A 26,087-nucleotide genomic window follows, 5' to 3' on the forward strand; every position below is an offset into this window, starting at 1 on the left:
CAAAACCGCGACACACAGAGAGGCGTCAGGCGATGTACACCAAGGACGGCGAGAACTACTTCATCGTCGACAGTCACGTGCACTTCTGGGACGGCAGCCCCGCCAACCAGGCCAACCGGTACGGCAAGGGCTTCATCGAGTGCTTCTACGACTACTCACGCAACCTCAGCCCGCAGGAGTGGGTCTGGCCGCTGGAGAAGTTCGAGAAGTACACCGAAGCCGACCTGATGCACGACCTGTTCGAGATCGGCTACGTCGACAAGGCGATCTTCCAGCCGACCTACCTGACCGACTTCTTCGTGAACGGCTTCAACACCACCGAACAGGACGGCGCGATCGCGCAGCGGCACCCCGACAAGTTCATCGTGAACGGCTCGTGGGACCCGCGTGACGGCGAGGCCGGGCTCGACCGGCTCGAGCAGCTCGCCCAGCGCTGGGGGCTGCGGGGAGTGAAGCTTTACACCGCGGAATGGAAGGGGCAGTCCAAGGGCTGGAAGCTCACCGACGACTGGTCCTACCGGTATCTGGAGAAGTGCAGGCAACTGGGAATCCGCAACATCCACATCCACAAGGGCCCGACGATCTACCCGCTCAACCGCGATGCCTTCGACGTCGCCGACGTCGACGACGTCGCCACCGCGTTTCCCGACCTGAACTTCATCATTGAGCACGTCGGGCTGCCGAGGTTGGAGGACTTCTGCTGGATCGCCACCCAGGAGCCCAACGTCTACGGTGGACTGGCCGTGGTGATGCCGTTCATCCACACCCGGCCACGCTACTTCGCGAGGGTGCTCGGCGAACTGCTGTACTGGCTGGACGAGAACCGGCTCACCTTCGCCAGCGACTACGCCATCTGGTCACCGACCTGGCTGGTGGAGAGGTTCGTGGACTTCCAGATACCGCAGGACATGCAGGACGAGTACGGGCAGCTCACCACCGACGTGAAGAAGAAGATCCTCGGGCTGAACGCGGCCGCGCTGTACGACATCCCGGTCCCGGAGGAGGCCAGGGTGCGCCCCGAGCCCGCGGACAGCGGTGAGGCGGTCGGCTCGGCGCCCGCGGTGCCGGCATGAGCTCCCGCGCGGTCTCGGCACGCTCGGCGCCGGGTCTTTCGTCGAGGGTGTGGCAGGCGCTCGGCACGGTCCGCGACCCGGAGCTGGACCAGCCGATCACCGAACTCGGGTTCGTGCGGGAAGCCGATGTAGAAGACGGCGGGCGGGTTCGGGTGCGGCTTCGGCTGCCGACCTACTTCTGCGCGCCGAACTTCGCCTACCTGATGGTCGCCGACGCCCACGACGCGGTGACGGACGTGGCGGGAGTGAGCGAGGTGGACGTGCGGCTGGAGGATCACTTCGCCGCCGACGAGATCAACGCCGGGGTGGCGCGGGCCGCGGGCTTCTCGGGCACCTTCCCCGAGCAGGCGGTCGGCGAGCTGGCCGAACTGCGGCGAACCTTCCAGCGCAAGGCCCACGCGGCGGGTCTGGAACGAGCCTGTGCCCGGCTGCTGGCACAGGGCTGGCAGATCGACGCGCTGGCCGGCCTGCGGCTGGCGGACGTGCCGTCCTCGCCCGAGCGTGACAGCCTGCTGCGCCGCCGAGGAGCGCTGGGCCTGCCGACCGAGCCGGAGTCGCCGTTGCTGCTCGACGACGACGGCGCGCCGATATCGGCGGCAGACGCACCTGCCCGGCTCAGGTTCGCCAGGACGGTGCGGGTGAGCATCGACGGCAATGCCGCGTTCTGCCGCGGCCTGTTGCACACCAGGTACCCGGAATCGGAGGCAAGCAGATGAAGGCGGTACGACTGCACAGCTACCACAGCAGGCCGGTGGTGGAGGACGTCGCCGAACCCAGGGCCAAGCAACCCTTCGACGTGGTGGTCAGGATCGGTGGCGCCGGCGTGTGCCGTACCGACCTGCACATCATCGAGCAGCAGTGGGAGGAGAAGTCCGGGGTCGCCCTGCCGTACACGCTCGGCCACGAGAACGCCGGATGGGTGCACGAGATCGGCTCCGCGGTGACCAACGTCGCCGTCGGCGACCCGGTGATCCTGCACCCGACTCCCACCTGCGGGCTGTGCCGGGCCTGCCGCGCGGGCGACGACATGCACTGCCGCGCGAACTCCTTCCCCGGCATCGACAGCGACGGCGGCATGGCCGAGTTCCTGCTCACCTCCGCCAGGGCGTGCGTCAAGCTGGAAAGCGGCACCCGCCCTGAGGACGTGGCCGCGCTCGCCGACGCGGGCATCACCGCCTACCACGCGGTGCGCAAGGCGGTGCCGTCGCTGTACCCGGGCACCACGTGCGTGGTCAACGGTGCGGGCGGGCTCGGCCACATCGGCATCCAGTCGCTGGCCGCGCTGACGGCCACCACCATCGTCGTGGTGGATCGCAACGCCGAGGCGCTCGCGCTGGCAGCCGAACTCGGGGCGCACCACACCGTGCTCGCCGACGGCAAGCACGTGGCCGCGGTGCAGGAGCTGACCGAAGGCAACGGCGCGGAGGTCGTACTCGACTTCGTCGCCGAGCAGGGCGCACAGCAGGACGCCTTCGCCATGACAAGGCGCGGCGGCTCGCACTTCGTCATCGGCTACGGCGGCAACATCGACATCCCCACGATCGACATCATCTCCACCGAGCGCAACGTGGTCGGCAACCTCGTGGGGACCTACAACGACCTGGCCGAGCTGATGGTGCTGGCACAGCAGGGCAAGGTGCGGCTGCACACGCAGAAGTACCCACTGGACGCCGCGATCGACGCACTGTCCGATCTGGACGCCGGTCGGGTACGTGGCCGCGCCATCCTCGTGCCGGACACGGCACACTGATCGGCTTTCGTTCGCACAGAAGGGCAGTGACGTAAATGGCGAAGGAACTGCGGTTCGGCCCCACGGCGCGCGACCTGCTGCTGTCGGGTGTCGACAAGCTGGCCGAGTCGGTCAAGTCGACGCTTGGGCCCAAGGGACGCAACGTCATCCTCGAGCAGATCACCGGCTCGCCCGTCGTCACCAACGACGGCGTGACGATCGCGCGGGAGATCCACCTCAAGGACCAGTTCGAGAACATGGGTGCCCAGCTGGTCAAGGAAGCCGCGATCAAGACCAACGACGTCGTCGGCGACGGCACCACCACCGCGACCGTGCTGGCGCACGGGATCATCAGGGAGGGCATGGCCGCCATCGCCAAGGGCGGCAACCCCGTTCTGATCCGGCGCGGTATCGACCTCGCCGTGAACCGGCTGGTGGAGCACCTGCGGTCGGTCGCGCACCCGGTGAAGACCGAGCAGGACTTCGCGCGGGTGGCGGCGATCTCGGCCAACGACGACGACGCGGTGGGGTCCGTCATCGCCAAGGCACTGCACACCGTCGGCGATACCGGTGTGGTCACCGTGGACGAGTCCCCGGAGCCTGGGATGACCGTGCAGTTCGTGGAGGGCTTCGAGATCGACAACGGCTACCTCTCGCCCTACATGGTCACCGATCCCGGCAGCCTCGAGGCCGTGCTCGACGACCCCTACATCCTGCTGTGCAGCGAGAAGATCACGAAGGTGCAGCAGTTGATGCCGCTGCTCGACAAGATCATGAAGGCGCCCCGGCCGCTGCTGATCATCGCGGAGAACCTCGAGGGCACCGCGCTGAGCATGCTGGTGCACAACCACGTGAACGGGGTGTTCAAGTGCGTCGCCGTGCGCGCGCCCGGATTCGGTGATCGAAGGCTGCACAAGCTGGAGGACATCGCGGCGCTCACCGGCGGCTCCGTCTACAGCAGGCACTCCGGTCTGACGCTGGAGACGATGGGCACCGAGCACCTCGGCCGCGCCAGGCAGGTTCGGGTGACCGCCGAGCGGACCAACATCATCGGGGGCGCGACCGCCGACCGGGTGGATTTCCGGCTGGCCCAGCTGCGGGCGGAGTTGGAGCGCGCGACCTTCGGCGCCGACGAGGACGTGCTCACCGAGCGGATCGGCGCGCTGTCGGGCAGGGTCGCGTTGATCAGGGTGGGGGCGCACACGCCCTCGGAGCTCAAGGAACTGCAGCACCGGGTGGAGGACGCGCTGTCGGCCACCAGGGCGGCAATGGCCGAAGGGATCGTCGCAGGCGGTGGCGCGGCGCTGCTGCACGCCGCCGGTGCGCTGGACGACCTCGACGTCGACGAGGACTACGCCACCGGCGTGGACATCGTGCGGCGCACCCTCAGCGACCCGGTGTATCTCATCGCCGCCAACGCCGGTTACGACGCCGACGAGGTGACCGCGCACGTGGGGCGGCAGGGCGTCGACGACGGGTTCGACGCGCTGCGAGGCCGCTACGGCGACATGGTGGCGCTGGGCATCATCGACCCGTTGCGGGTGGTGCGGTCGGCGCTGCAAAACGGTGCCTCGGTTGCCGGGTTGCTGCTGACGACCAACACGCTCGTGGCCGAGGAACAGACACCGTGGGGTGGCAGCCCGGCGCTGATGACGGAGTTCGGCCCGCTCGACGAAGGGTTGCGGCAACCGTCGCCGGACGCGAGCACCCCGCAGTCGCTCGGGCTCGGCCCGTCCGTCGGCTGAGTGGAAGCCGACCGTGAGCTGGTCGTGGTCCGGGTACGTCGCGGGTCCCGGACCACGACCTACCAACCACCTACCAGCGACCCAGCAACGACCCGCCGACGCCAGAGCCAGATCGTGACCGTGGGAGGCAGGCGTGATCTTCATCGTCGTCAAGTTCGCCGTGCGAGACGAGTACGCCGACACCTTTCTGGACCGGATCGAGGAGTTCACCCAGGCCACCCGAGCGGAGCAGGGCAACCTCTTCTTCGAGTGGTCGCGCTCGGTGGCCGACCCCAACGAGTTCGTGCTGCTCGAGGCGTTCGCCTCGGCCGAGGCGGGCAAGGAGCACGTCGAGTCCGCCCATTTCAAGGCCGCGATGGCGTGGCTGCCGAACGTGGTCGCGCAGACCCCTCGGATCGTGAACGTCGAGGTGCCCGGCGACGGCTGGGCGCGCATGGCCGAGGTGACCCCGGCCTGAACCGGGGTTCGCCGTAAGCGGATTCTCGCCACCGGCCTGCCCCGGCCGCATACGCTGCGGCCATGGAGATCATCGAGGTCACGGCCCGGCTGTATCTGCTGCGATTCGACGTCGGCCAGGCTTATCTGTGGCGCGACGACGACGGCCTGACACTGATCGATGCCGGTCCGGCCGGCCACGGCTCGCCGATTCGGTCGGCCGTGGCCGAACTGGCGCCACGCGGTGTGACCGTTGACCGCATCGTGCTCACACACTTCCATGGCGACCACGCCGGTTCACTCGCCGAGATCCGGCAGTGGTGCGCAGCGCCGGTCCTCGCGCACCGGCTCGACGCACGCTACGTGCGCGGGGAGTGCCCCGCGCCTGCCCCGGTGCTGCAGGACTGGGAACGTCCGCTGTTCGAGCGGGTCGGTAGCCACCTCGCCGGCCCGCCCGCCGATGTGGATCGCGAACTGCGAGGTGGTGAGGTCCTCGACTTCGGTGGTGGCGCGCGGGTGCTGTCGGTTCCCGGCCATACCGACGGAAGCATCGCACTGCACCTGCCTTCGCAGGGGGTGCTGTTCACCGGTGACACGATCGCCGAGCACGGGGGAGAGGTCATGCTGGGAGTGTTCAACCTCGACCGGGAGCGAGCCGTCGAGTCGATGCGCAGGCTTGCGCGGCTCGACCCGACCATCGCCTGCTTCGGACACGGGGAGCCGGTCACCGCCGCGGCGTCCTCGGTACTGCGCGCGGCGTCGGAGAAGCTTGGCTGAGCCGAGCACGTGGCCGCGGCGCGGCCCGGCAAGGCGACCGAGGCCGACGCCGGTCAGGCGGCGCAGATCGCAACCCCGGCGGGTGATGCGCCACCGTATCTCACCGGACAAGCTGTGCCGCATGAGTACCTCGCACCCGGAGATCACCGGCATCCAGTTCCCCGCCGAGGGAAAGTACCGGATAGTGCCCGGCCGATCGACCGTCTCGTTCACCACCAGCCACCTGTTCGGGCTGGGCAAGGTACGCGGCAGCTTTCGTATCGAGGACGGCCTGATTCACGTGGCGGACCCGGTCGGTGGTTCGTCGGCCCGCGCGACGATCGCCGCGGCGAGTGTGGACACGGGCAACTCGACACGGGACTCGATGCTGCGTTCGCCGACCTACCTCGACGCGACGGCACACCCACACATCACCTTCGCCTCCGACCGGCTGGAGGAGTCCGAAGGGGCGCTGTTGTTGCACGGGACGCTGACCGTCCGAGAAAGCACCGCACCCGTCCAACTGCGGGTGGACAGCTCCGAAGCCGACGCGACGACGGTTCGGCTGACGGCGAGTTGCCGGATCGACCGGTACGCGTTCGCGATCACCGCCATGAAGGCAATGACGGGCAGGTGGCAGACCATGCTGCTGGACGTCACGGCGGAACGTGATTGATCGACCGGCCGCCGGCACGGTCGGGATTTTCCGCGTGGCCGCGCCCCGTGCATTTCGGTGCGACCCGACCGGTGCGAAAAAATATGAACCGCCGTCACGATATCGGTGGCCGTCACGATCTGACACCGCGCGGCCGTCGCGAATCGGCGCTATTCCACCGAGGCGACGTCCACGACACGGTCGTGGCGAACCCACGTCGGCTCGGTGTCCTCGGCGGATTCGTCCGGCTGGGTGGGAATCCAGACGACGGCGGTATAGGGATCGGCGATCGGATTGGCCACGACCGTGCCGTGCCTGCACAGCCCACGCCAGGTCGCGGGCGTGCTCGCCAGGTAGGTGATCCGGTCACCGACATGGACATCGTGGGCACGCTTGGTCACGACGGCTCCCTTCGCGTCCGCGTTTCGCCCCTTGCACACCTCGACAGCATCGCCGGATCGGCAGGGCTGTTTGCACTGTGCTGACGGCAAAACCCTACACCAGAATCGCCGTACGAGAAGGACGGTCACAGGGAAGGGTGACGTTCGAAGACCCGCGTTCGATAATGCGAAAGGAATTCAACGAAGGGGTGTCGACAATTTCCTGATCACCGATTGTTCGCGAATTTCGCGGGCCCTGACCGGGCAATCTTCCCGGCCCGCGCGAACGCGATCAGAAACGGGTAGGGCGCAGCAGCGCATCGACACCGCCGTCGATCACCAGTTGCGAACCGTGCACGAATCCGGCTTTCGGGCTCAGCAGGTAGCTGATGAGGGTGGCCACCTCCTCGGGCTTGGCGTGCCGTGGAATGGGCGCGACGAAGTCCCTGATGGCCTGGCCGTAGCGAGGGTCGGCCATGCCCTGCGACAACAGTGGGGTCTCCACCGAACCCGGGGCGACCGTGTTGAGCCGCACCCCCGCAGCACCCCATTCGGCGACGCGCCTGCGCACCGCGACGGTGAGCGCGTTCTTCGACCCGGCGTAGGCGAACTGGCCCTTGTACTCCCCGCCGACCTCGAGAGCCGGGCCGACACCTGCCTCGTCGCCGGACTCCACGACAGCGGCCAGCGGGTTGTCGTCCCAGGTGATGTGCGTGGAGGAGACCGACGAAACCACCACGGCGGCGGGGTGATCACCCTTGCGCAGCGCGGGGAACAGCCCGTCCAGCATCGCGATCGTGCCGAAGTAGTTGACGGCCACGATACGTTCGGCGTCGTCGACATGCGGCCCGAGTCCCGCGCACAGTACGAGGCCGTCGAGCGTGCCCCCGCACCGCTGCAGGACGGCCTCGACGGCGCCGCGCCTGCCCTCCCTGGTGCTCAGGTCCGCCGTGATGTCGGCGCCTGCCAGGTCGACACCGATGACATCCTTGCCCTCCTCCAGCAATGCCGCACGCGTGGCCGCTCCGATACCCGAGGCCGAACCGGTGACGACGGTAAGGGACACGATTTGTTCCTCCTCAGTGTGGCACCAGGACGCAACGGGTGCCGTCGTAGATCGTGGGCATGCATTTGTTGCAGTGAATGCACGCCGATTTCGTGCCCGGATCGGCCTCGATCAGCCGGGGCAGGTTCGGCTCCCGCAGCAGGGCGCGAGCCATCGCGACGAACGAGAATCCCTCCGCCATCGCGGTGTCCATCGTGGACTTCTCGGTGATCCCGCCGAGCAGGATCAGCGGCATGCGCAGGTTTCTGCGGAACTGCCGCGCCCTGTCCAGCAGGTACGCCTCACGATACGGATACTCCCGCAGGAACGCCCTGCCCGCCAGCCGGATGCCCAGCCGCTGCGGCGCGGGGAACTGCGCGGCGAAGTCGCGAAGCGGCACCTCGCCGGTGAACAGGTACATCGGGTTCAGCAGCGAACTTCCGGCCGTGAGCACGAGCGCGTCCAGGCTGCCGTCGCTTTCCAGCCACTGCGCGACCTCGATGCTCTCCTCCAGCCAGAATCCGCCCGGCACGCCGTCGTCCATGTTCAGCTTGGCGGTGACGGCGATCCGATCGCCCACCGCGGCCCGCACCGCGCGCGCGACCTCGAGAGCGGGCCGTGCCCTGTTGCGCAGCGCGCCGCCGAACTCGTCGTCACGCCGGTTCAGCTTCGGGCTGAGGAACGAGCTGATGAGATAGTTGTGTCCGAAGTGGAGCTCGACGGCGTCGAAGCCGGCTTCGGCGGCGCACACGGCGGCCTCGGCGTGGGCTCGCACGATCCGTTCGATGTCGGCCTTGCCCGCGGTTCTGGTGAGCCGCAGGCTCAGTGGGCTGATCCTTCGCCACGGGGCGAGCGCGGGCAGCCGGTTGGACACCGCGTTGGCCACCGGGCCTGCGTGACCGAGTTGCGCGCTGATCGCCGCGCCGGTGGCGTGCACGGCATCGGTGAGCCCGCGCAGGCCCGCGACAGCGTCGGCGGTCATCAGGATCTGGTGGCGGTCGGTGCGGCCTTCCGGTGCGACGGCGCAGTAGGCGACCGTCGTCATGCCGACCCCGCCCTCGGCGTGGCGGACGTGGAAGTCGACCAGTTCGTCGGTGACCACGCCGCGTGGAGTGGCGCCTTCGAACGTGGCGGACTTGATGATCCGGTTGCGCAGCCGCACCGGGCCGAGCTGCCCGGGGGAGAAGACGTCAGGGGCGGTCACGGTGCGTCCAGCCCGGCGGTGACGAAGGCGCGAACCGTGTCCACGTGGGCGGTGCCCGAGCTTCCCACTGCGCCGAAGGTGGTAAGCGGGGCTCCGAATGACTGCAGGATCAGGTCGAACGCCAGGATCCAGCGGCGTGCGGCCTCCTTGCCGGACAGGTCCGGCCTCGCCGCCCGAAGCAGTGCCACCCACGGTTGCAAACTGAACCAGCGCGAGGTCCACTCCAGCTCGCTGCGCCCGAGCACGAACCGCGCGAGCAACTGTACGTGCAGCCTGCCGATCGGATCGGCGGTCAGGTCGGCGAGCGGGGTGAGCACGACGTCGACCAACTCCGCGACCGCAGGCGTCCAGCCCTGGTCGCGACGCTCGAGCAGGTCGCTGAGCCGGTCCTGCCACACCGGTGCCATCCGGCTCTCCAGTAGCGCTGCCACGAGTGCGTCCTTGGAACCGAAGTGGTAGTGCACGGCGGCCGGGTTCATGCCCGCCGCCGTGTTGATCGCCCGCACGGACACCTTGTCGTACCCCGACTCCAGGAACAGCCGTTCGGCCACGGTCAGCAGGCGATCGCGCGCCGACTGCCCCGTTGAGGTGTTCAGCATGGCAGCAGTACACCTCACCGGGCACCCCGCAGTCAATCACTGATTGATTTCCGCGCGAGTCCCCCGCTGCTGCCCGCGAGTCCCCCGCTGCTGCCCGCGAGTTCTGCGCTGCTGCCCGCGAGTTCTGCGTTACGGCACGCGCTCCCACCCCCGCCGCGGAGCCCGGCTGCCCAGCCTCGACTCGCGGCTGCGGTAGACGATGTAGGGCCGGGTCAGGTAGCCCAGCGGCATCGAGAACACGTGCACCAGCCTGCTGAACGGCCAGAACGCGAACAGCGCCCACGCCGCGAGCGCGTGCAGCTGGAACCCGAGCGTGGCTTGCAGCATCAGTTCCGGCTGTGGCTGGAAGTAGAAGATGGACCGAAACCACGGCGAGACCGTCTCGCGGTAGTCGTGCGGGTTCGCGGTGAGGTTGCCCAGCACGGTGGTGCCGAGCCCCAGCAGGATCGTGCCCACCAGCAGCACATACATGATCTTGTCGTTGCGGGTGGTCGCGGAGAACACCGGCCCCACCGTGCGGCGACGGTAGACCAGGATCGCGGCGCCGGTGAGAGTGCAGAAACCGGCGACCACCCCGAGAGCGACCGCCAGGAAGTGGTAGGCGGACTCGCTCAGGCCCACGGCTTGTGTCCACGACTTGGGGATCAGCAGACCCGCCACGTGTCCCACCGCGACGATGAGGATGCCGAAGTGGAACAGCGGACTGCCCAGCCGCAGCAACCGGTTCTCGTACAGCTGCGAGGACCGCGTCGTCCAGCCGAACTTGTCGTAGCGGTAGCGCCAGATGTGGCCGACCACGAACACCGCGATGGCCACGTAGGGCACCACTGCCCACAGCAGGATGTCGAGCCCGGAGAGATTCACTGGTTCACTCCCTGATCGGTAGCCGTCGCGTAGGGTTCGAGGCCGACTTCCTCCTCCGGCGGTCCCTGCGCCACCAGCTTGGCAACCGCCTCGTGCTCGCGCCTGCCCAGCGGTGGCAGCGTCGCGCGAACGGAGTCGAGCACGCCCGCCCACGGCGAGCCTGCCTCGTGCAGCCCGAGCCGGATCAGTTCCAACCCGGCACGGTGCTCGGTGAGCAGCCGTTGCCCGATACGGGCGTCGACGGTCGCGGCGAACTCCAGCACCACCGCCAGGTGGTCGGGCAGCTCGCCGTCGTCGAGCCGCTGGCCCGCGGCACGGTAGGCGTGCGTGAACCGCAACAGCGCCATGCCCCGCTTGCGGGTGTCGCCGTAGGCGAAGTAGGTGAGGTAGGGGCTGAACCGCTTCTTGTGGTCGAAGGTCGCCACGTAGTCGGCGGCCAGCTCGGTCAGCGGCGTGGCGTCGACATGGTCGAGGAAGCCCGCCAGCGGCTCACCGAGCGCGTCGGGCAGCGCCCTCACCGCCGAGCGCAGCAGCGGGCGATGTTCCAGCAGTCGCTCGTCGGGGTAGTTCAGCAGCAGCGACTGGGCCTGCCACGCCGCCGTCCGCTCGTGATCGGTGATGCGCGGTGCTTCGCTGTGGGACGCCTGCGGGCGTCGACCGATTCTCATGGCTTGGGCTCCGTCTCGCCTGCCGGGTCGCCGCCGCCCGGCCGTTCTCGGTCCTGCGGCGGGAACAGCCCGTCAGGGCGCCCCTTGCCGTCCCAGTTCAGCAGGTTGACTCTGCTGCCCTTGTCGACAGGCGCCGCCGGGGTGTCGACGGTCTGCCGGTCGCGCAGCATCCGGAAGTTCTCCACCGCGATCGGGGACGGTCCTCCGGAGGACTCCCCGAACGGCCCGGAGCCACCCATACCGGGGCCGCCCTCGTAGTCGAGGCTGCACTCGGTGGCCAACTCCTCCAGGCCGTGTGCCTGCTCCGCGTGCGCGGGCGGGATGACGTAGCGCTCGTCGTACTTCGCCAGCGCCAGCAGCCGGTACATGTCGTAGACCTGCTCGCCGGTCATCCCGACGGCCGATGCGATCTGCTCCCTGGGTTCGCGGCCGAGGTTGATGTCGCGCATGTAGGAGCGCATGGCCGCGAGGCGACGCAGCACCGCGTTGACCGGCTCGACGTCTCCAGCGGTGAACAGCTGTGCCAGGTACTCCACGGGAATGCGCAACGCCTCGATCGCCGCGAACAGGTTGTCCGGGTCCTCGGCGTCGTGTCCGGTGTCGCGCACGACGTCCACGACGGGCGACAGCGGCGGGATGTACCAGACCATCGGCATGGTGCGGTATTCCGGATGCAGCGGCAGCGCCACCTCGTAGGTGTTGATCAGGCTGTAGATCGGGGAGCGCCGCGCGGCCTCCAGCCAGTCGAAGGGGATGCCGTCGCGCTCGGCCTGCGCGATCACCTCCGGATCGTCGGGGTCGAGCAGGATCTCGCGCTGCGCCTGGTACAGCCGCTGCTCGTCGGGCGTGGCCGCGGCCTCGGTGACGCGGTCGGCGTCGTAGAGCACCAGGCCGATGTAGCGCAGCCGCCCCACACACGTCTCCGCGCACACCGTCGGCAGCCCCACCTCGATCCTGGGGAAGCAGAACGTGCACTTCTCGGCCTTGCCGGTGCGGTGGTTGAAGTACACCTTCTTGTAGGGGCAACCCGTCACGCACATCCGCCAGCCCCGGCAGCGGTCCTGGTCCACCAGCACGATGCCGTCCTCGCTGCGCTTGTAGATCGCCCCGGAGGGGCACGACGCCGCGCAGGAGGGATTGAGGCAGTGCTCGCAGATCCGCGGCAGGTAGAACATGAACGTCTGCTCGAACTCGAAGCGGACCTTGTCGGCGATGTCCTTCAACAACGGGTCCTGGTGGCCGATGTCCGGCGCGCCGCCCAGGTTGTCGTCCCAGTTGGCCGACCAGGTGATGGTGGTCTCCTCACCGGTGATGAGCGACCTCGGCTTCGCCACGGGGGTGTGTTCCTGCAGCGGCGCGCTGGTGAGGTTGTCGTAGTCGTAGGTCCAGGGCTCGTAGTAGTCGTCGATGCCGGGCAGCTTCGGGTTGCTGAAGATGGTGAGCAGCTTGCGTAGCCGCCCGCCCGCCTTCAGCGCCAGCCTGCCCCGACGGTTGAGTTTCCACCCCCCGAGCCAGCGTTGTTGATTCTCGTAGGTCCGCGGGTAGCCCTGCCCCGGCCGGGTCTCCACGTTGTTGAACCAGACGTACTCCACACCGGAGCGGTTGGTCCACGCCTGCTTGCACGTCACCGAGCAGGTGTGGCAGCCGATGCACTTGTCGAGGTTCATCACCATCGCCATCTGTGCCATCACGCGCATCAGAACTGCACCTCCTGGCTACGGCGGCGGATCACGGTCACCTCGTCGCGCTGGTTCCCGGTGGGGCCGAGGTAGTTGAACGCGAAGGACAGCTGCGCGTACCCGCCGATCAGGTGGCTCGGCTTGATGAGCAGCCTGGTGAGCGAGTTGTGGATTCCGCCTCGCTTGCCGGAGGTCTCCGCGCGCGGCACGTCGATCAGCCGCTCCTGCGCGTGGTGCATGTAGACGGTTCCCTCCGGCATCCGGTGTGACACGATGGCCCTCGCGACCACGACGCCGTTGCGGTTCACCGCCTCGATCCAGTCGTTGTCGGAGACGCCGATCTTTCCGGCGTCCTCTTTGGACATCCAGATGGTCGGTCCTCCTCGGGAGAGGCTCAGCATGAACAGGTTGTCCTGGTACTCGGAGTGGATGGACCACTTGCTGTGCGGGGTGAGGTAACGAACTGCGAGGCCGAGCTCGCCGGTCTCGCCGACGGCTGGTTCGGCGAACAGCGCCGTCATGTCCAGCGGTGGCCGGAACACCGGAAGGCACTCGCCGAGTTCGGCCATCCAGTCGTGGTCGAGGAAGAAGTGCTGCCTTCCGGTGAGCGTGTGCCACGGCTTGAGCCGCTCCACGTTGATGGTGAACGGGGAGTAGCGCCTGCCGCCGGACTCCGAACCCGACCACTCCGGCGAGGTGATCACCGGAACCGGCGCCGACTGGGTGTCGGCGAAGGTGATCCGCTTGCCCTCGTGCTCGGCGGCGAGGTCGGCCAGCGGGGTGCCGGTACGCGCTTCGAGGGTGGTGAACCCCTGGGTGGCGAGATGGCCGTTCGTGGTGCCCGAAAGCGACAGGATCGCCTCGCACGCGTGCACGTCACGCGCGATCGACGGCCTGCCGTCGGCTGGGCCGCCGCGCACCGTGCCGCAGGCGTGCCTGAGATAGTCGATCTCGCGGTCGAGACCGTAGGTGATGCCCTTGGTGGTGGCGCCGAGCGAATCGAGCAGCGGCCCGAGCGCCTTCATCTTCGCGCCGACCGCCGTGTAGTCACGTTCGACGACGGTGATCCTCGGCATCGTGCGTCCCGGTACCGGTTCGCACTCGCCGGCCTTCCAGTCGCGCACCGACCCGTGAGGATTCGCCAGTTCGTCGGGAGTGTCGTGCAACAGCGGGGTGGCCACGACGTCCTCGCGGGTGCCGAGATGGTCGGCGGCGAGCCTGCTGAACGAGGTCGCGATGGTCTGGAACGCCGCCCAGTCGGTGCGGGTCTGCCACGGCGGCGCGATCGCCGGGTTGAACGAGTGCACGAACGGGTGCATGTCGGTGGTGTTCAGGTCGTGCTTCTCGTACCAGGTCGCCGAGGGCAGCACGACGTCGGAGAACACCGTGGTGCTCGTCATCCGGAAGTCCAGTGTCAGCAGCAGATCGAGCTTGCCCTCGGGTGCCTCGTCGTGCCACACCACGTCCTTCGGCCTCGCGCCGGGCGGGGTCTGCTCGGCGCGCAGCGAGGAGTCGGCCCCCAGCAGGTGCTTGAGGAAGTACTCGTTGCCCTTGCCGGAGGAGCCGAGCAGGTTGGCGCGCCAGACGCTGAGCACCCTGGGGAAGTTGCGCGGCGAATCCGGGTCCTCGCAGGCGAACCGCAGCCGCCCGGCACGTAGTTCGGACACCACGTGCTCGGCTGCGGGAACCCCGGCCTGCCTCGCCTCGTCGGCGAGTTCAAGCGGGTTGCGGTCGAACGTGGGATAGCTGGGCATCCAGCCCATCCGCGCCGCCTTGGCGAGCACGTCCGCGGTGGTCCGCCCCGCCAGATCCCCCTCGCCTGCGCGTGCGGCGAAGGTGTCGGCGCCGAACTGGTCGTAGCGGAACTGGTCGGTGTGCAGGTACCAGTAGGCGGTCTGGATCATCTGGCGTGGCGGGCGCGCCCAGTCGAGTCCGAACGCCAGCTGCGACCACCCGGTGAACGGGCGGCACTTCTCCTGCCCGACGTAGTGGGCCCAGCCGCCGCCGTTCACACCCTGGCAGCCGGTCAGCGTGGTCAGCGCCAGGAACGCGCGGTAGATGGTGTCGGAGTGGAACCAGTGGTTGGTCCCGGCACCCATGATGATCATGGAGCGGCCCCTGGACTGCTCGGCGTTGGCGGCGAACTCCCTGCCGATCCGCTCGGCGGCGCGCGCGGGTACACCGGTGATCACTTCCTGCCACGCCGGTGTGCAGGGGCTGGCCGCGTCGTCGTATCCGGTGGGCCATTCGCCGGGCAGCCCCGGCCTCGCGACACCGTACTGTGCCAGCAACAGGTCGAACACGGTGGTGACGAGGTGCCCGCCGACCCGGCGCGCGGGCACGCCCCTGACCAGCGTGCCGCCCGCGCCGTCGGCGCCGTCGAAGCGGGCCAGCTCCACCGGCACCGGCCGGCCACCCTCCGCCGACAGCAGCGGGTCCACCTCGCCGAGATCCAGGTTCCACCGGCCCGCGCCCTGCTCGCCGAACCGGAAACCCAGCGAGCCGTTGGGGACCACCGGCTCGCCGGTGCGTGCGTCCAGCAGCACGGTCTTGAACTCGCAGTGTTCGCTGTCGCCGCCCAGATCGGCTTCGGTGAGGAACTTGCCAGGAACGTGGTGCTCGCCCTGCGGCTCCAGCCGGACCAGGAACGGCAGGTCGGTGTAGCGCTTGACGTAGTCGGTGAAGTAGGGCACCTGCCGGTCCACGAAGAACTCGCGCAGCACCACATGCCCCATGGCCATCGCCAGCGCGCCGTCGGTGCCGGGCCGGGGGGCCAGCCAGTCGTCGGCGAACTTGACGTTGTCGGCGTAGTCGGGGGAGACCGCTACCACCTTCTGCCCCCGGTAGCGCGCCTCGGCCATCCAGTGCGCGTCGGGGGTGCGGGTGACCGGGACGTTGGAGCCCCACATGATGAGGTAGGCGGCGTCCCACCAGTCGCCGGACTCCGGCACGTCGGTCTGGTCGCCGAACACCTGCGGGGAGGCGACGGGAAGATCGGCGTACCAGTCGTAGAACGACAGCATCGATCCGCCGATCAGCGAGACGAACCGGGCACCGGAGGCGTGCGAGACCATCGACATCGCCGGGATCGGGGAGAACCCGGCGACCCGGTCGGGCCCGTACCGCTTGACGGTGTGCACGTGCGCGGCCGCCACCAGCTCGGCCGCCTCCTCCCAGCTCGCCCTGACCAGCCCGCCACGACCCCTCGCCGACTTGTACCTGCGCGCGCGTTCGGGGTCCTCCACGATGCTCTCCCACGCCAGCACGGGGTCACCGAGCTCGCGTTTGGCGTCGCGGTACATGTCGAGCAGCACCCCACGCACGTACGGGTAGCGCACCCGGGTCGGCGAGTAGGTGTACCAGGAGAACGCGGCACCGCGCGGGCAGCCGCGGGGCTCGTACTCCGGGCGGTCCGGCCCCACCGACGGGTAGTCCGTCTGCTGGGCCTCCCAGGTGATGATGCCGTCCTTGACGTAGACCTTCCACGAGCACGAACCCGTGCAGTTGACGCCGTGTGTCGAACGCACGACCTTGTCGTGACTCCAGCGGTCGCGGTAGAACTCGTCGGCCTGCCTGCCCCCGATGTGGTGCAGCGTGCGTAGGTCGGCGGAAACCTCGCCCTTGGTGAAGAACCGGCGGGTGCGCACCAGCGCGTCGACCAGTTCGCTGTCGAGGCCTGCTGCGCCCTCGCCCTTGTTCGTTCCGGCGGTCACCGTGGCGACCCCTTTCCGGCGAGCAAGCTCGCCTGCCGCTGCTGCGTGTCCGGCCGCATTCGACCGTATCGGCGCGGACAACCTCGCGCAGCATGTGATCATTCGGCGCCCGGGTCCGGACAGTGTCGAAGGTCCCCAGCACGGGCCGACCATCAGCCCTTTCGCCGGGGCGAGCGCGGTTCCTAGGTTGCGGTGGGTGAGGCGCATCCTGTCCCCGGAAACCCTGCTACTCGCGGCCGTCGCGCTGCTGCTGGCCTGCGGTGGCCTCGGCTGGCTGCTCGACGCGGAAGTGGTTGCCGACGCGTTGTGGGCCGCCGCGACCGGTGTCGCGTTGCTGCCCGCGACCTGGTGGGTCGTTCAGGAACTGCGCAACCGCCGCTACGGTGCCGACCTGCTGGCGGTGCTCGCGCTGGCCAGCACACTCGCGACGGGGGAGTACCTGGCGGGTGCCGTGGTGGCGCTGATGGTGGCGACCGGCAGGCTGCTGGAGGCCTCGGCGGGCCGCCGTGCGGGCAGGGACCTCTCGGCGTTGCTGGAGCGGGCCCCGCACGACGCGCACCTGCGCCGCGGCGGGCAGGTCGAGACGGTGCCGGTGGCGCGGGTGGTGGCGGGCGACCGGGTGGTGGTGCTACCCGGCGAGGTCGTGCCCGTCGACGGCACCGCGCTCATCGAAGGGGTGTTCGACGAGTCGGCGCTGACCGGGGAGTCCGCCCCGGTGGTTCGCCAGGCGGGCGACACCGTCCGCAGCGGCGTGGTGAACACCGGCGCCGCGGTGGACATCGAGGCGGTGGCCACCGCGGAGGCGAGTACCTACGCGGGTGTGGTGCGACTGGCCGAGCAGGCGGCCGCGAGTACGGCGCCGGTGGCCCGGCTTGCCGACCGTGTCGCGGTGTGGTTCCTCCCGCTGGCGTTGCTGATCGCCGGTGCCGCGTGGGCGGTCAGCGCGGACCCGGTTCGCGCGGTGGCCGTGCTGGTCACCGCCACACCGTGCCCGCTGCTGCTGGCCGTCCCGATCGCGGTGACCGGCGGGATGTCGCGTACCTCGCGATCAGGTGTCGTGGTCAAGGGCGGCGCCGCGCTGGAGTTGCTCGGGCACGCCAGGTCGCTGGTGATGGACAAGACGGGCACCGTGACCGCGGGCAGGCCGGAGGTCACCGACATCATCTGCGGCCCCGGCTTCGGCACCGACGAGGTGTTGCGGTTGGCGGGTGCGGTCGAGCAGTACTCCCCGCACGTACTCGCCGAGGCGGTAATGCGCGCGGTGCGGCGTGCGGGAGTCGAGCCCGCGTCGGCCGACGGCGTCAGCGAGGAACCCGGCAGGGGCGCGGTGGGCACGGTGCAGGGTAGGGCGGTGCGCCTGGGCAGGCTCGACGCCGATCGGGAGCTTCCCGCGTGGGCCAGGGCTGCCGCGCGCAGGGGCAGGCTCGACCTGGCCAGCGTGGTGTGGGTCGAGGTCGACGATGAACTGGCCTGCGCGCTGCTGGTGCGCGACCGGATCAGGTTCGACGCGGCGCGCACCATGCGGCGGCTGCGCGCGGTCGGGGTGGAGCATGTCCTGCTGCTCACCGGCGACCGGGTGGACAACGCCCGGGAGGTGGCCGGGATGCTCGGGCTGGACGAGGTACAGGCACAGGCCAGCCCGTCGGACAAGATCGAGCGGGTTCGTGCGCAGCGCGAACTCGGCACGACGATCATGGTCGGTGACGGCGTGAACGACGCCCCCGCGCTGGCCGCCGCCGACGTCGGGATCGCGCTGGGCTCGCGCGGCTCCACGGCGGCGGTGCAGGCGGCCGACGCCGTGATCGTGGACGATCGCATCGACCGGCTGGCCGACGCGGTGGAGATAGCGCGCCGCTCGCGCAGGCTCGCGGTGCAAAGCGCCGGTGCGGGCACCGCGCTTTCGCTGCTGGCCATGCTCGCCGCGGCGGGCGGCTGGCTGATCCCCGTGCTCGGCGCGGTCGTGCAGGAGGGCATCGACATCGCCGTGATCGCCAACGCGTTGCGCTCGCTGCGCATGCCGAGCCGGGGTAGGCGGCACGACGAGGCGGACGCGCTGCTGCGACGGTTCGCCGCCGAACACGAGGAGTTGGGGCCCGCGAGGGCGGCGGTGCGGCAGGCGGCGGACGCGCTGTCGAACGGCGCGGGCCCGCAGGCCGATATGGCCGTGCGCAGGGCCTACGAGGTGCTCACCGAGCGGCTGCTGCCCCACGAAGTTGCCGAGGAGACCGAGCTGTATCCGGCGCTGGCCGAGGTGCTGGGCACCGACGAGGGAACGCTCACGATGAGCAGGGGCCACGCCGAGATCCAGCGGCTGGCGCGGCGGCTCGGTCGCCACCTGGCGGAGACGCCCGAAGGCATTCTGCCCGACCAGGTGGACGACCTGCGTGCCGTGCTCTACGGGTTGGACGCGGTGCTCACCCTGCACTTCGCGCAGGAGGAGGAGGCGTACTTCACCCTGGCCGCCGAGCGGTCGTGAGGCCGTCGGGCGGTCACGACGCCACGTCGACCCTGTCGATCTCGTCGCGCTTGCGCTGCTGGGCTCGGTGTCGCCGGTAGCCGACGAAGGTCAGTGCGGCCGCGGCGGCCACCGCCACCGGAATGATCCAGGCGACCGGATGGTCGGCGAGTGCGCTCCACACCTGCGAGGGCAGTTGCTGGACCAGCAGGAAGCCACCCATGACGATGACGAACCAGCCGAAGCCCTTGCGCAGCACACCCTCGGGGATGCGCCCCGCGAGCCGCCCGCCGATCACGCCGCCGACGACGGCGGCGCCGGTGACGGCGAGTGCCAGCGGCCAGTTGATCTCGACACTGGCCAGGTAGCCCGCGAGACCGGCGAAGGACTTCATCGCGATCACCACGAGCGAGGTCCCGACGGCGACACCCATCGGCAGCCCGCCGAGCAACGCCAGCGCGGGCACCACGAGGAATCCGCCACCCGCGCCGACCAATCCTGTCACCAGCCCGACGACGACGCCCTCGGCGATGACCTTGCCGACGGGCATCTCGCCGTGGACCTTCGGTGCCTCGGCGCCACCACGGGTGCGCCTGCCCCTGATCATCGCCACCGCGGTGGCGATCATCATCAGGCCGAAGCCGACGAGCAGCCACACGCCGGGGATGAACTCCGCGAGCCGCCCACCGCCGTAGGCGCCCGCCATGCCCGCGGCGCCGAAGACGAGTCCGGTTCGCCAGCGAACCCGGCCTGCCCTGGCGTGCGAGATCGCGCCGATCGCGCTGGTGACGCCGACGACGAACAGCGACATGGCGATCGCCTGCTTGGCGTCGACTCCGGCCAGGTAGACCAGGATCGGCACGGTGAGGATCGAGCCGCCGCCGCCGAGTACACCGAGCGCGAGCCCGATGAACACGGCGGCGGCGATGGTCAACACGAGCATCAGATCACGACCGCTCGTCCCGCAGTGCGGCGAACACGTCCTCGACGGTGGTGCGTGGACCCCGGTTGTACGGCAGCTTTGCCAGCAGCATGCCCATCGCGCACGTGTTCGTCACGGCCGCGAACGTCAGCCCCGCGCCGACGAAGGCGGCGACCCACTTCGCGGGCGGGAACACGATGCTCACCAGGACCGACACCAGCACGATGGACCCGGCAACGAGCCGCACCTGCCGTTCCAGCTCCCAGCGCTGGTCACCGCGGTTCACCGGGCCACCGTCGGCCAGCCAGGCGGCGATCCCGCCGTCGAGCACGCGCAGGTTCGGCAATCCGGTCTCGGCCAGCGCGCGCTCGGCCTGCGCCGCCCGCTCACCCGCGCGGCAGATCAACACGACCTGCTCGTCGAGGTGGTTGCGCAGCTCGGCACGGTGCTCGCGGAGCAGATCGAGCGGCACGTTGTACGAGCCGGGGATGTGCGCGCCGTTGAACTCGCCGGGAGTGCGCACGTCGATCAGCCGGGGAGCCGCTCCGGTTTCCAGCAGCCGCCGCAGCCCCACGACGTCGAGTCTGATCGGCGAGTTGGCGGGGCTGCTCATGCGTTCTCCTCGATGAGGTCTGCGGCGTTACCGAAGTTGTCGTCGATGCACACCACGGTCCTGCCCGCGCGGGCGAGCAGGCTCGCGGCCGCGGCGGCGCGGTAGCCGCCCTGGCAGTGCACCCACACCGTGCCCTCGGGGATCTTGTCGATGCTCGTCGGCAGTGCGGGCAGCGGAATGTGGACGGCGCCCTCGATGTGGCCGGACTTCCATTCGTTGTCGAGCCGGACGTCGACCACGACGTCCGGCGAGGGGAACCCGCTGGGCGGGTTGCCCTGCTTGGCGGCCGCCAGGTCGGCGAACGTGGCGACCGGCAGTTCCTTGAGGTGCTGCTCGCTGTCGGCCCACTGCTCCGGGCTACCGGTGGCCTGGGCGGCGGGCCGGTCGATGCCGATCCTGGCCAGTTCGCGCTGTGCTTCGGCGACCTGCTCGGGCGACTCACCGAGCAGTGTGATCGGTTCGCCCCACGGCGCCAGCCAGCCGAGCCAGGTCGACATCGGGCCGTCGATGCCGAAGCTCAACGTGCCGCTGAGGTGCCGGTGGGAGAACGCCTTGCGGGAGCGCAGGTCCACGACCCACTCGCCCGCCTCGATGCGTTCGCGCAGCTCGGTGGCCTCGGCGCGCTTGGGTGGGCTGAGGTCCACCAGGTCGGCACCGTTGGCGTTGGCCACGCCCATGTGCGCGTAGTAGGCCGGGTAGGCGTCCAGGCCCGCGAGGGTCCGGTTGACGAAGTCGTCGGCCTCCAGCCGCAACGCCGGGTTCTGGGTGCGCTCGCGCCCGATGGTGGACGCGACGCCGTCCGCCTGTGTCGCGGAGCAGAAGCTGCCGAACCCGTGGGTCGGCCATACCTGCGCTCCGTCGGGAAGCAGGTCGGCGAGCCTGCGCGCGGAGGCGTGCTGGTGCTTGGCCAGGGTGTGCGCGTGCTCCTTGCCGAGCAGGTCGGTGCGCCCCGTCGTGCCGAACAGCAGCGACCCGCCGGTGAACACGCCGATCGGCCCTTCGGTGCCGTGCAGCACGTAGGACAGGTGGTTGAAGGTGTGGCCCGGGGTGGACACCACGCCGATGCGCATGTTCTCGGACACGGCGATCTCGTCGCCGTCGCGCACCGGGGTGCGATCGAAGGCCACGTCGTCGTCGGCGGAGACGAGGTAGGCAGCGCCGGTCACCTTGGCCAGCGCCAGACCGCCCGAGACGTAGTCGTTGTGCAGATGTGTCTCGACGACGTGCGTGATCCGCACTCCCAACCTGCCCGCGGCGGTCAGGAAGCGGTCGATGTCGCGCTGTGGGTCGACCACCACGGCCACCTGCCCGTCATGGGCCAGGTAGCTGCGGTCGCCAAGGGAGGAGGTCTCCACGACCTCGACGTCAATCGGCATTGTGTGTTTGCCCTTCGCTCGTCGATGGTCTTGCATACCCCAAGGGGTATCTGACCCCACCACGATAACGCAGGTCCGTGCTTGGTTTCCACTACCCCGAGGGGTATAGATCAAAACCACTGGTCAGCGCAACCGCGCGTGGCGAAGGCCCGGCGTGTCCGCGGCGGCTCGGTCCTGCCCCGCGTGGTGACGTGCTCGGCAGCGGCGACAATCGGCGGCAGATCATGACAACCGGCGGTGAATCGGACGTTTCGCCGCGCGGAGGCGGGCGACCGGCCACACAATTGGCAGGCTGGCAACAGCGTTAGGCTGAGGCGAGGCCGAGCGCCTGCCCGCAGGTGGTGGGCGCGCGAACGAAAGGACGGCGAGGCGTGAGCTCAACGGCAGCAGCGATCACCGGCGCGGTCGTGTTCGGCTGGCTCGGCATGGTGGTGGGCATCTCGTTCATCGAGGCGCCACTGAAGTTCCGCGCACCAGGCATCACCATCCCGCTGGGGCTCGGCATCGGGCGGCTGGTGTTTCGGGCACTCAACACCGTCGAAGCGGTGCTGGCCGTCACCGCGCTGCTGGCCGTGTTCCTCGGCGGGGCGCCGGCCGCGGTGCTCGGCCTGACCATCGCGGTGGCGGCGATCCTCCTGGTACAGGTCGCCCTCGTGCGGCCGCCGCTGTCCCGGCGCACCGACCGTGCACTCGCGGGCGAGGAACTGCCCAGGTCCAGGGCTCACTTCGGCTACGTGGGGCTCGAGGTCGGCAAGGTGGTGTGCCTGCTGATCCTGGGAGTGCTCGTGGTGTCCCTGTGAGCGGCGCGGTCGCGGATCGGTGACCAAAGTCCCTTCGGTGCCCGGCGCTTCGCGGGTTTGGCTTGGTCGTCGAGAGGCGCACCCGAAGCCAAGGAGGCCGACATGGGCCACGCGATCAAGTGGAAGATGGAGATCTTCATCGACGAACACGCCGACACCACCAGGGCCGAGGCCAGGCTCCACACCAGGGACGGCACGCAGCGCACCGGCGTCGGGCTGGCCCGCCGAAACCCGAGCGACACCGACGTGCCCGAGATCGGCGACGAACTCGCCGTCGCCAGGGCGCTGGCGGATTTGTCCCACCAGCTCATCGAGGCGACCGCCGCCGACATCGAAGGGGTCACCCACCGGCCCGCCCACCTGACCAGGTAACCGGGCCGCGCCGCAGTGACGCGCCGGACCAAGCTGTCGCTGGCCGCAGCCGCAGCGGTGCTGGTGATCGCCGCCGCGATCGTCGGCGGGCTGCTGCTCACCGGTGGTGACGAGCCCGGTGAGAGGCCGGTACTGGCCATCAAGATCGACAACGTGGCGGCCGCGCGCCCGCAGACCGGGCTCGGCTCGGCGGACGTGATCTACTGCGAACCGGTGGAAGGCGGGCTGACCCGGCTGGCCGCTGTCTACACCAGCGAGCTTCCCGAGGTGGCCGGGCCGGTGCGCAGCGCCCGCGAGACCGACCTGGAACTGCTCTCGCAGTACGGCAGCCCCGCGCTGGCGTTCTCCGGAGCGGCGCCCGAACTCGGCCCGCTGCTGGCGGACGCGCCGCTGCTGAACGTCTCGCCCGCGCAGCAGCCGGGCGCCTACTTCCGCGACGACTCCCGTCGTGCACCGCACAACCTCTACGTCCGGCCACGCGAACTGCCCGAGGGCTCCGGTCGAGGAGCTGACCAGGTGCTGCGCTTCGCCCCCGCGCCCAGTGGCGGCACACCCGTCGCCGAGCACACCGTGCGCTACCCGGCGGCGCGCCTGCGCTTCGAGTGGGACGGCCAGGCGGGCCGGTGGCTGGTGGAGCTCAACGGCACGCCGCTGGTGTCGACCGAGACGGGACAGTTGCAAGCGGCGACCGTGGTGGTACAGCACGTGACCACCCGGCCAGGGACGGCGATACGCGACGCCGCGGGCGCGCCTTCGCCGGTGCTCGACACCATCGGAACGGGAGACGCCACGGTATTGCGTGACGGCAGGTCGTTCGACGCCGGATGGTCACGCCCCGACCCCGACGACGGCACCAGCTTCACCACCGACACCGGGCAGGCACTTCCGCTCGCCGAGGGGCCGGTCTGGATTCTGCTGGTGCGCGACTGAACCGCGCGCGGCCTCGGCCGAGGGCGCCTGCGCGGCAAGGGTCGAAAGTCCCTCGGGGATTAGTTGCCCGCTTGCCGGGTAGGTCTTGTAGCGGGAACGGCGTTGCCGACCCGCTCGGCCCCGCCACGGGGCGAGGCCATGCGCGTGGCCCGGGTGAGTCGGCTTGGGGCATCGCCTCTCGGCGAAGGGAACCCGGTATGCGAACCAGGAACGGCTCCGGTGGCTCGGCAGGAGAACAGCTCCGGCACCCGCAGGTGACCCAGGAACTGGCCGGGCTCAAACTCGACGAACTGCTCGGCGGTGTTCAGGATCGGCTCACCGAGATATCGCGGACCGGTGATCGACTGCAGGGCCTGCTGGACGCCGTGCTGGCCGTGGGTGGCGAGCTGGAACTCGACGCCACACTGCAACGCATCGTCCGCGCGGCGGTGGAACTCGTGGACGCCCGCTACGGCGCGCTCGGTGTGCTCGACGGCGCCGAGGGCGGCGGTCTCGCCGAGTTCGTCCACGAAGGCATCGACGAGCAGACCCGGGCCAGGATGGGACACCTGCCGCAGGGCCACGGCGTGCTCGGCCTGCTGATCGACGACCCGAGACCGATCCGGCTCGCCGACATCGCCGACCACCCGTCGTCGGTGGGATTCCCGCCCAACCATCCGCCCATGCGCAGCTTCCTCGGTGTGCCGGTGCGGGTGCGCGAGGAGGTGTTCGGCAACCTGTACCTGGCCGAGAAACGCGGCGGGGGAGAGTTCACCGTCGACGACGAGATCGTGCTGCGCTCGCTGGCCGCGGCGGCGGGGGTCGCGGTGGAGAACGCGCGGCTGTTCGAGCAGTCCCGGATGCGGGAACGCTGGCTGGAAGCCGTAGCCACGATCAACGCCGAGATGCTCGCCGGCGCCTCGCTGGACGACTCCCTCGGCAGGATCGCCTGGTTCGCCAGGGAACTCGCCGCCGCGGCCGGAACCGCCATCCTGCTGGTCGACGGCAACGGCGACGGCGAGACAGCCACGGTGGGTGCGGTGTCGGGCCAGCTCGGCGACAACATCGCCACCGGTGGGGTGTTCACGGTGGACTCCGTGCTCGCCGACGTGATGCGCACCCTGCAGCCGAAGGCGGTCCCCGACCTCAACGCGGCCACCACGACCCTGCCCAGTCCGGTGAGCGAGCTGTGCGGGCCCGCGGTGGTCAGCCCGCTGCGCAGCACGGCGGGCGCGAGCGGGTTGCTGCTCGCGGTCAGGGAGAAGGGTGCCTCGCAGTTCCACAGTCACCAGGTGCAGCTGCTGGCGTCGTTCGCCGCGCAGGCCATGCTGGCACTGGAATTCGCGAACAAGCAGGACAGCGAACGCCAGCTCGCGCTGCTCGCCGACCGCGACCGCATCGGCCAGGACCTGCACGATCACGTGATCCAGCGGCTTTTCGCCACCGGCATGGGACTGCAGGGCGTGCTGCGGCAGGTCAGCGACCCGCACGCGTACCGGCGCATCCAGGAAGCGGTGGAGCACCTGGACCAGACGGTCCGCGAGATCCGCACCTCGATCTTCGACCTGCACTCCATGGGCAGGGACCAGGGCGGCAGCAGCCTGCGCAGGGCGCTGCTGGACATCGTGGCGGAGCTGACCTCCGACACCGGGATGTCGCCGTCGATCCGGATCTCCGGCGCGGTGGACACGCTCGTGCCGCAGCACCTGGTGGAACACGTGCAGGCAGTCGTGCGGGAGGGCATCAGCAACGCCGTGCGTCACTCCAAGGGCAGCCAGGTGCTGCTGGAGGTGGATGTCCACGAGTCGGTGACGATCACCGTCGCCGACGACGGCATCGGAACGCCCCCGCAGGGACGCAGAAGCGGGCTTCGCAACCTGCACCGGCGCGCCGAGGCATGCGCGGGCGAGGCGAGGATCGAGCCACGCGAAGGCGGAGGGACGGTGCTCTGCTGGACGGCTCCGCTGTCCGTTCCGGACTGAGCCGACCGGCAACCGTGCCGCACCGATTCCGCCGCGAGCCCAACCGGGGACCTTAGGCCCTTCAGTTCCGGCTTCGCAGCGGGAAATCTGGTCGCAGCGGCTGGGAGGGGACC

At 69.7% G+C, this 26,087-nt stretch carries 23 protein-coding genes; 12 read left to right on the plus strand and 11 right to left on the minus strand.

All coding sequences use genetic code 11. The annotated features are described in order from the left end of the window. Window positions 1-32 precede the first annotated feature (32 nt). The 7 genes from SACMADRAFT_RS12675 (at window position 33) to SACMADRAFT_RS12705 (ending at window position 6,414) form a co-directional block, all read left to right on the plus strand. Window positions 33-1,073, plus strand: a complete 1,041-nt coding sequence (locus SACMADRAFT_RS12675) for an amidohydrolase family protein (protein ID WP_009154218.1) — start codon at window positions 33-35, stop codon at window positions 1,071-1,073. Continuing rightward, complete coding sequence (locus SACMADRAFT_RS12680; protein WP_009154219.1) at window positions 1,070-1,789, plus strand: metal-sulfur cluster assembly factor; 720 nt, start codon at window positions 1,070-1,072, stop codon at window positions 1,787-1,789. Before SACMADRAFT_RS12675 ends, SACMADRAFT_RS12680 begins: the two co-directional genes overlap by 4 nt. After that, window positions 1,786-2,823 (plus strand): NAD(P)-dependent alcohol dehydrogenase, encoded by a 1,038-nt coding sequence (locus SACMADRAFT_RS12685; protein WP_009154220.1) that lies wholly within the window; start codon window positions 1,786-1,788, stop codon window positions 2,821-2,823. Before SACMADRAFT_RS12680 ends, SACMADRAFT_RS12685 begins: the two co-directional genes overlap by 4 nt. Window positions 2,824-2,858: 35 nt before the next feature. After that, a complete protein-coding gene (gene groL, locus SACMADRAFT_RS12690; protein ID WP_009154221.1) occupies window positions 2,859-4,547 on the plus strand; it encodes a chaperonin GroEL in 1,689 nt (562 codons plus the stop codon). Window positions 4,548-4,680: 133 nt separating this feature from the next. Beyond that, a complete protein-coding gene (locus SACMADRAFT_RS12695) occupies window positions 4,681-5,004 on the plus strand; it encodes a putative quinol monooxygenase (RefSeq protein WP_009154222.1) in 324 nt (107 codons plus the stop codon). A gap of 62 nt (window positions 5,005-5,066) precedes the next feature. After that, window positions 5,067-5,759: an MBL fold metallo-hydrolase gene (locus tag SACMADRAFT_RS12700; protein WP_009154223.1), complete on the plus strand. Its 693-nt coding sequence runs from the start codon at window positions 5,067-5,069 to the stop codon at window positions 5,757-5,759. 121 nt (window positions 5,760-5,880) lie between these two features. Further along, on the plus strand, window positions 5,881-6,414 hold the full coding sequence (locus tag SACMADRAFT_RS12705; protein ID WP_009154224.1) for a YceI family protein: 534 nt from the start codon (window positions 5,881-5,883) through the stop codon (window positions 6,412-6,414). 149 nt (window positions 6,415-6,563) lie between these two features. On the opposite strand, the gene SACMADRAFT_RS12710 is transcribed toward SACMADRAFT_RS12705, so the two are convergent. The 8 genes from SACMADRAFT_RS12710 to SACMADRAFT_RS12745 form a co-directional block, all read right to left on the minus strand. Then, window positions 6,564-6,794 (minus strand): hypothetical protein, encoded by a 231-nt coding sequence (locus tag SACMADRAFT_RS12710; protein ID WP_009154225.1) that lies wholly within the window; start codon window positions 6,792-6,794, stop codon window positions 6,564-6,566. Window positions 6,795-7,065: 271 nt separating this feature from the next. Next, complete coding sequence (locus SACMADRAFT_RS12715) at window positions 7,066-7,839, minus strand: SDR family oxidoreductase (RefSeq protein WP_009154226.1); 774 nt, start codon at window positions 7,837-7,839, stop codon at window positions 7,066-7,068. Window positions 7,840-7,852: 13 nt separating this feature from the next. Further along, on the minus strand, window positions 7,853-9,022 hold the full coding sequence (locus SACMADRAFT_RS12720) for an NADH:flavin oxidoreductase (protein ID WP_009154227.1): 1,170 nt from the start codon (window positions 9,020-9,022) through the stop codon (window positions 7,853-7,855). Further along, window positions 9,019-9,621, minus strand: a complete 603-nt coding sequence (locus tag SACMADRAFT_RS12725; RefSeq protein ID WP_009154228.1) for a TetR/AcrR family transcriptional regulator — start codon at window positions 9,619-9,621, stop codon at window positions 9,019-9,021. Before SACMADRAFT_RS12725 ends, SACMADRAFT_RS12720 begins: the two co-directional genes overlap by 4 nt. A gap of 129 nt (window positions 9,622-9,750) precedes the next feature. Next, complete coding sequence (gene narI, locus SACMADRAFT_RS12730; protein ID WP_009154229.1) at window positions 9,751-10,485, minus strand: respiratory nitrate reductase subunit gamma; 735 nt, start codon at window positions 10,483-10,485, stop codon at window positions 9,751-9,753. Next, on the minus strand, window positions 10,482-11,153 hold the full coding sequence (narJ, locus tag SACMADRAFT_RS12735; RefSeq protein WP_009154230.1) for a nitrate reductase molybdenum cofactor assembly chaperone: 672 nt from the start codon (window positions 11,151-11,153) through the stop codon (window positions 10,482-10,484). The genes narI and narJ overlap by 4 nt, the downstream gene beginning before the upstream one ends. Then, window positions 11,150-12,850 (minus strand): nitrate reductase subunit beta, encoded by a 1,701-nt coding sequence (narH, locus tag SACMADRAFT_RS12740; protein WP_009154231.1) that lies wholly within the window; start codon window positions 12,848-12,850, stop codon window positions 11,150-11,152. The genes narJ and narH overlap by 4 nt, the downstream gene beginning before the upstream one ends. Continuing rightward, on the minus strand, window positions 12,850-16,545 hold the full coding sequence (locus tag SACMADRAFT_RS12745) for a nitrate reductase subunit alpha (RefSeq protein ID WP_009154232.1): 3,696 nt from the start codon (window positions 16,543-16,545) through the stop codon (window positions 12,850-12,852). The genes narH and SACMADRAFT_RS12745 overlap by 1 nt, the downstream gene beginning before the upstream one ends. Before the next feature lie 196 nt (window positions 16,546-16,741). Here SACMADRAFT_RS12745 and SACMADRAFT_RS12750 point away from each other — a divergent pair, with 196 nt between their 5' ends. Further along, window positions 16,742-19,021, plus strand: a complete 2,280-nt coding sequence (locus SACMADRAFT_RS12750; protein WP_009154233.1) for a heavy metal translocating P-type ATPase — start codon at window positions 16,742-16,744, stop codon at window positions 19,019-19,021. A gap of 13 nt (window positions 19,022-19,034) precedes the next feature. Here SACMADRAFT_RS12750 and SACMADRAFT_RS12755 read toward each other — a convergent pair whose 3' ends face one another. The 3 genes from SACMADRAFT_RS12755 to SACMADRAFT_RS12765 are packed head-to-tail and all read right to left on the minus strand — an operon-like array spanning window position 19,035 to window position 21,911. Next, window positions 19,035-19,943 (minus strand): sulfite exporter TauE/SafE family protein, encoded by a 909-nt coding sequence (locus SACMADRAFT_RS12755; RefSeq protein ID WP_009154234.1) that lies wholly within the window; start codon window positions 19,941-19,943, stop codon window positions 19,035-19,037. 4 nt (window positions 19,944-19,947) lie between these two features. After that, the gene (locus tag SACMADRAFT_RS12760; protein ID WP_009154235.1) at window positions 19,948-20,535 is read right to left on the minus strand and encodes a rhodanese-like domain-containing protein; all 588 of its coding nucleotides are present in this window, start codon (window positions 20,533-20,535) and stop codon (window positions 19,948-19,950) included. Next, a complete protein-coding gene (locus tag SACMADRAFT_RS12765; protein ID WP_009154236.1) occupies window positions 20,532-21,911 on the minus strand; it encodes an MBL fold metallo-hydrolase in 1,380 nt (459 codons plus the stop codon). The genes SACMADRAFT_RS12760 and SACMADRAFT_RS12765 overlap by 4 nt, the downstream gene beginning before the upstream one ends. A 425-nt stretch (window positions 21,912-22,336) precedes the next feature. Between SACMADRAFT_RS12765 and SACMADRAFT_RS12770 the strand changes: the two genes are divergently transcribed. The 4 genes from SACMADRAFT_RS12770 to SACMADRAFT_RS12785 all read left to right on the plus strand — a co-directional run bounded on the left by SACMADRAFT_RS12770 (window position 22,337) and on the right by SACMADRAFT_RS12785 (window position 25,974). Continuing rightward, a complete protein-coding gene (locus tag SACMADRAFT_RS12770; RefSeq protein ID WP_198286027.1) occupies window positions 22,337-22,711 on the plus strand; it encodes a hypothetical protein in 375 nt (124 codons plus the stop codon). A 102-nt stretch (window positions 22,712-22,813) separates the two neighbouring features. Further along, complete coding sequence (locus SACMADRAFT_RS12775) at window positions 22,814-23,083, plus strand: DUF1876 domain-containing protein (RefSeq protein WP_009154238.1); 270 nt, start codon at window positions 22,814-22,816, stop codon at window positions 23,081-23,083. 15 nt (window positions 23,084-23,098) lie between these two features. After that, window positions 23,099-24,013 (plus strand): DUF3048 domain-containing protein, encoded by a 915-nt coding sequence (locus tag SACMADRAFT_RS12780; protein WP_009154239.1) that lies wholly within the window; start codon window positions 23,099-23,101, stop codon window positions 24,011-24,013. A gap of 197 nt (window positions 24,014-24,210) precedes the next feature. Continuing rightward, complete coding sequence (locus SACMADRAFT_RS12785) at window positions 24,211-25,974, plus strand: sensor histidine kinase (RefSeq protein ID WP_009154240.1); 1,764 nt, start codon at window positions 24,211-24,213, stop codon at window positions 25,972-25,974. The last annotated feature ends 113 nt before the right edge of the window (window positions 25,975-26,087 follow it).

The organism is Saccharomonospora marina XMU15, assembly GCF_000244955.1.
Classification (GTDB): domain Bacteria; phylum Actinomycetota; class Actinomycetes; order Mycobacteriales; family Pseudonocardiaceae; genus Saccharomonospora_A; species Saccharomonospora_A marina.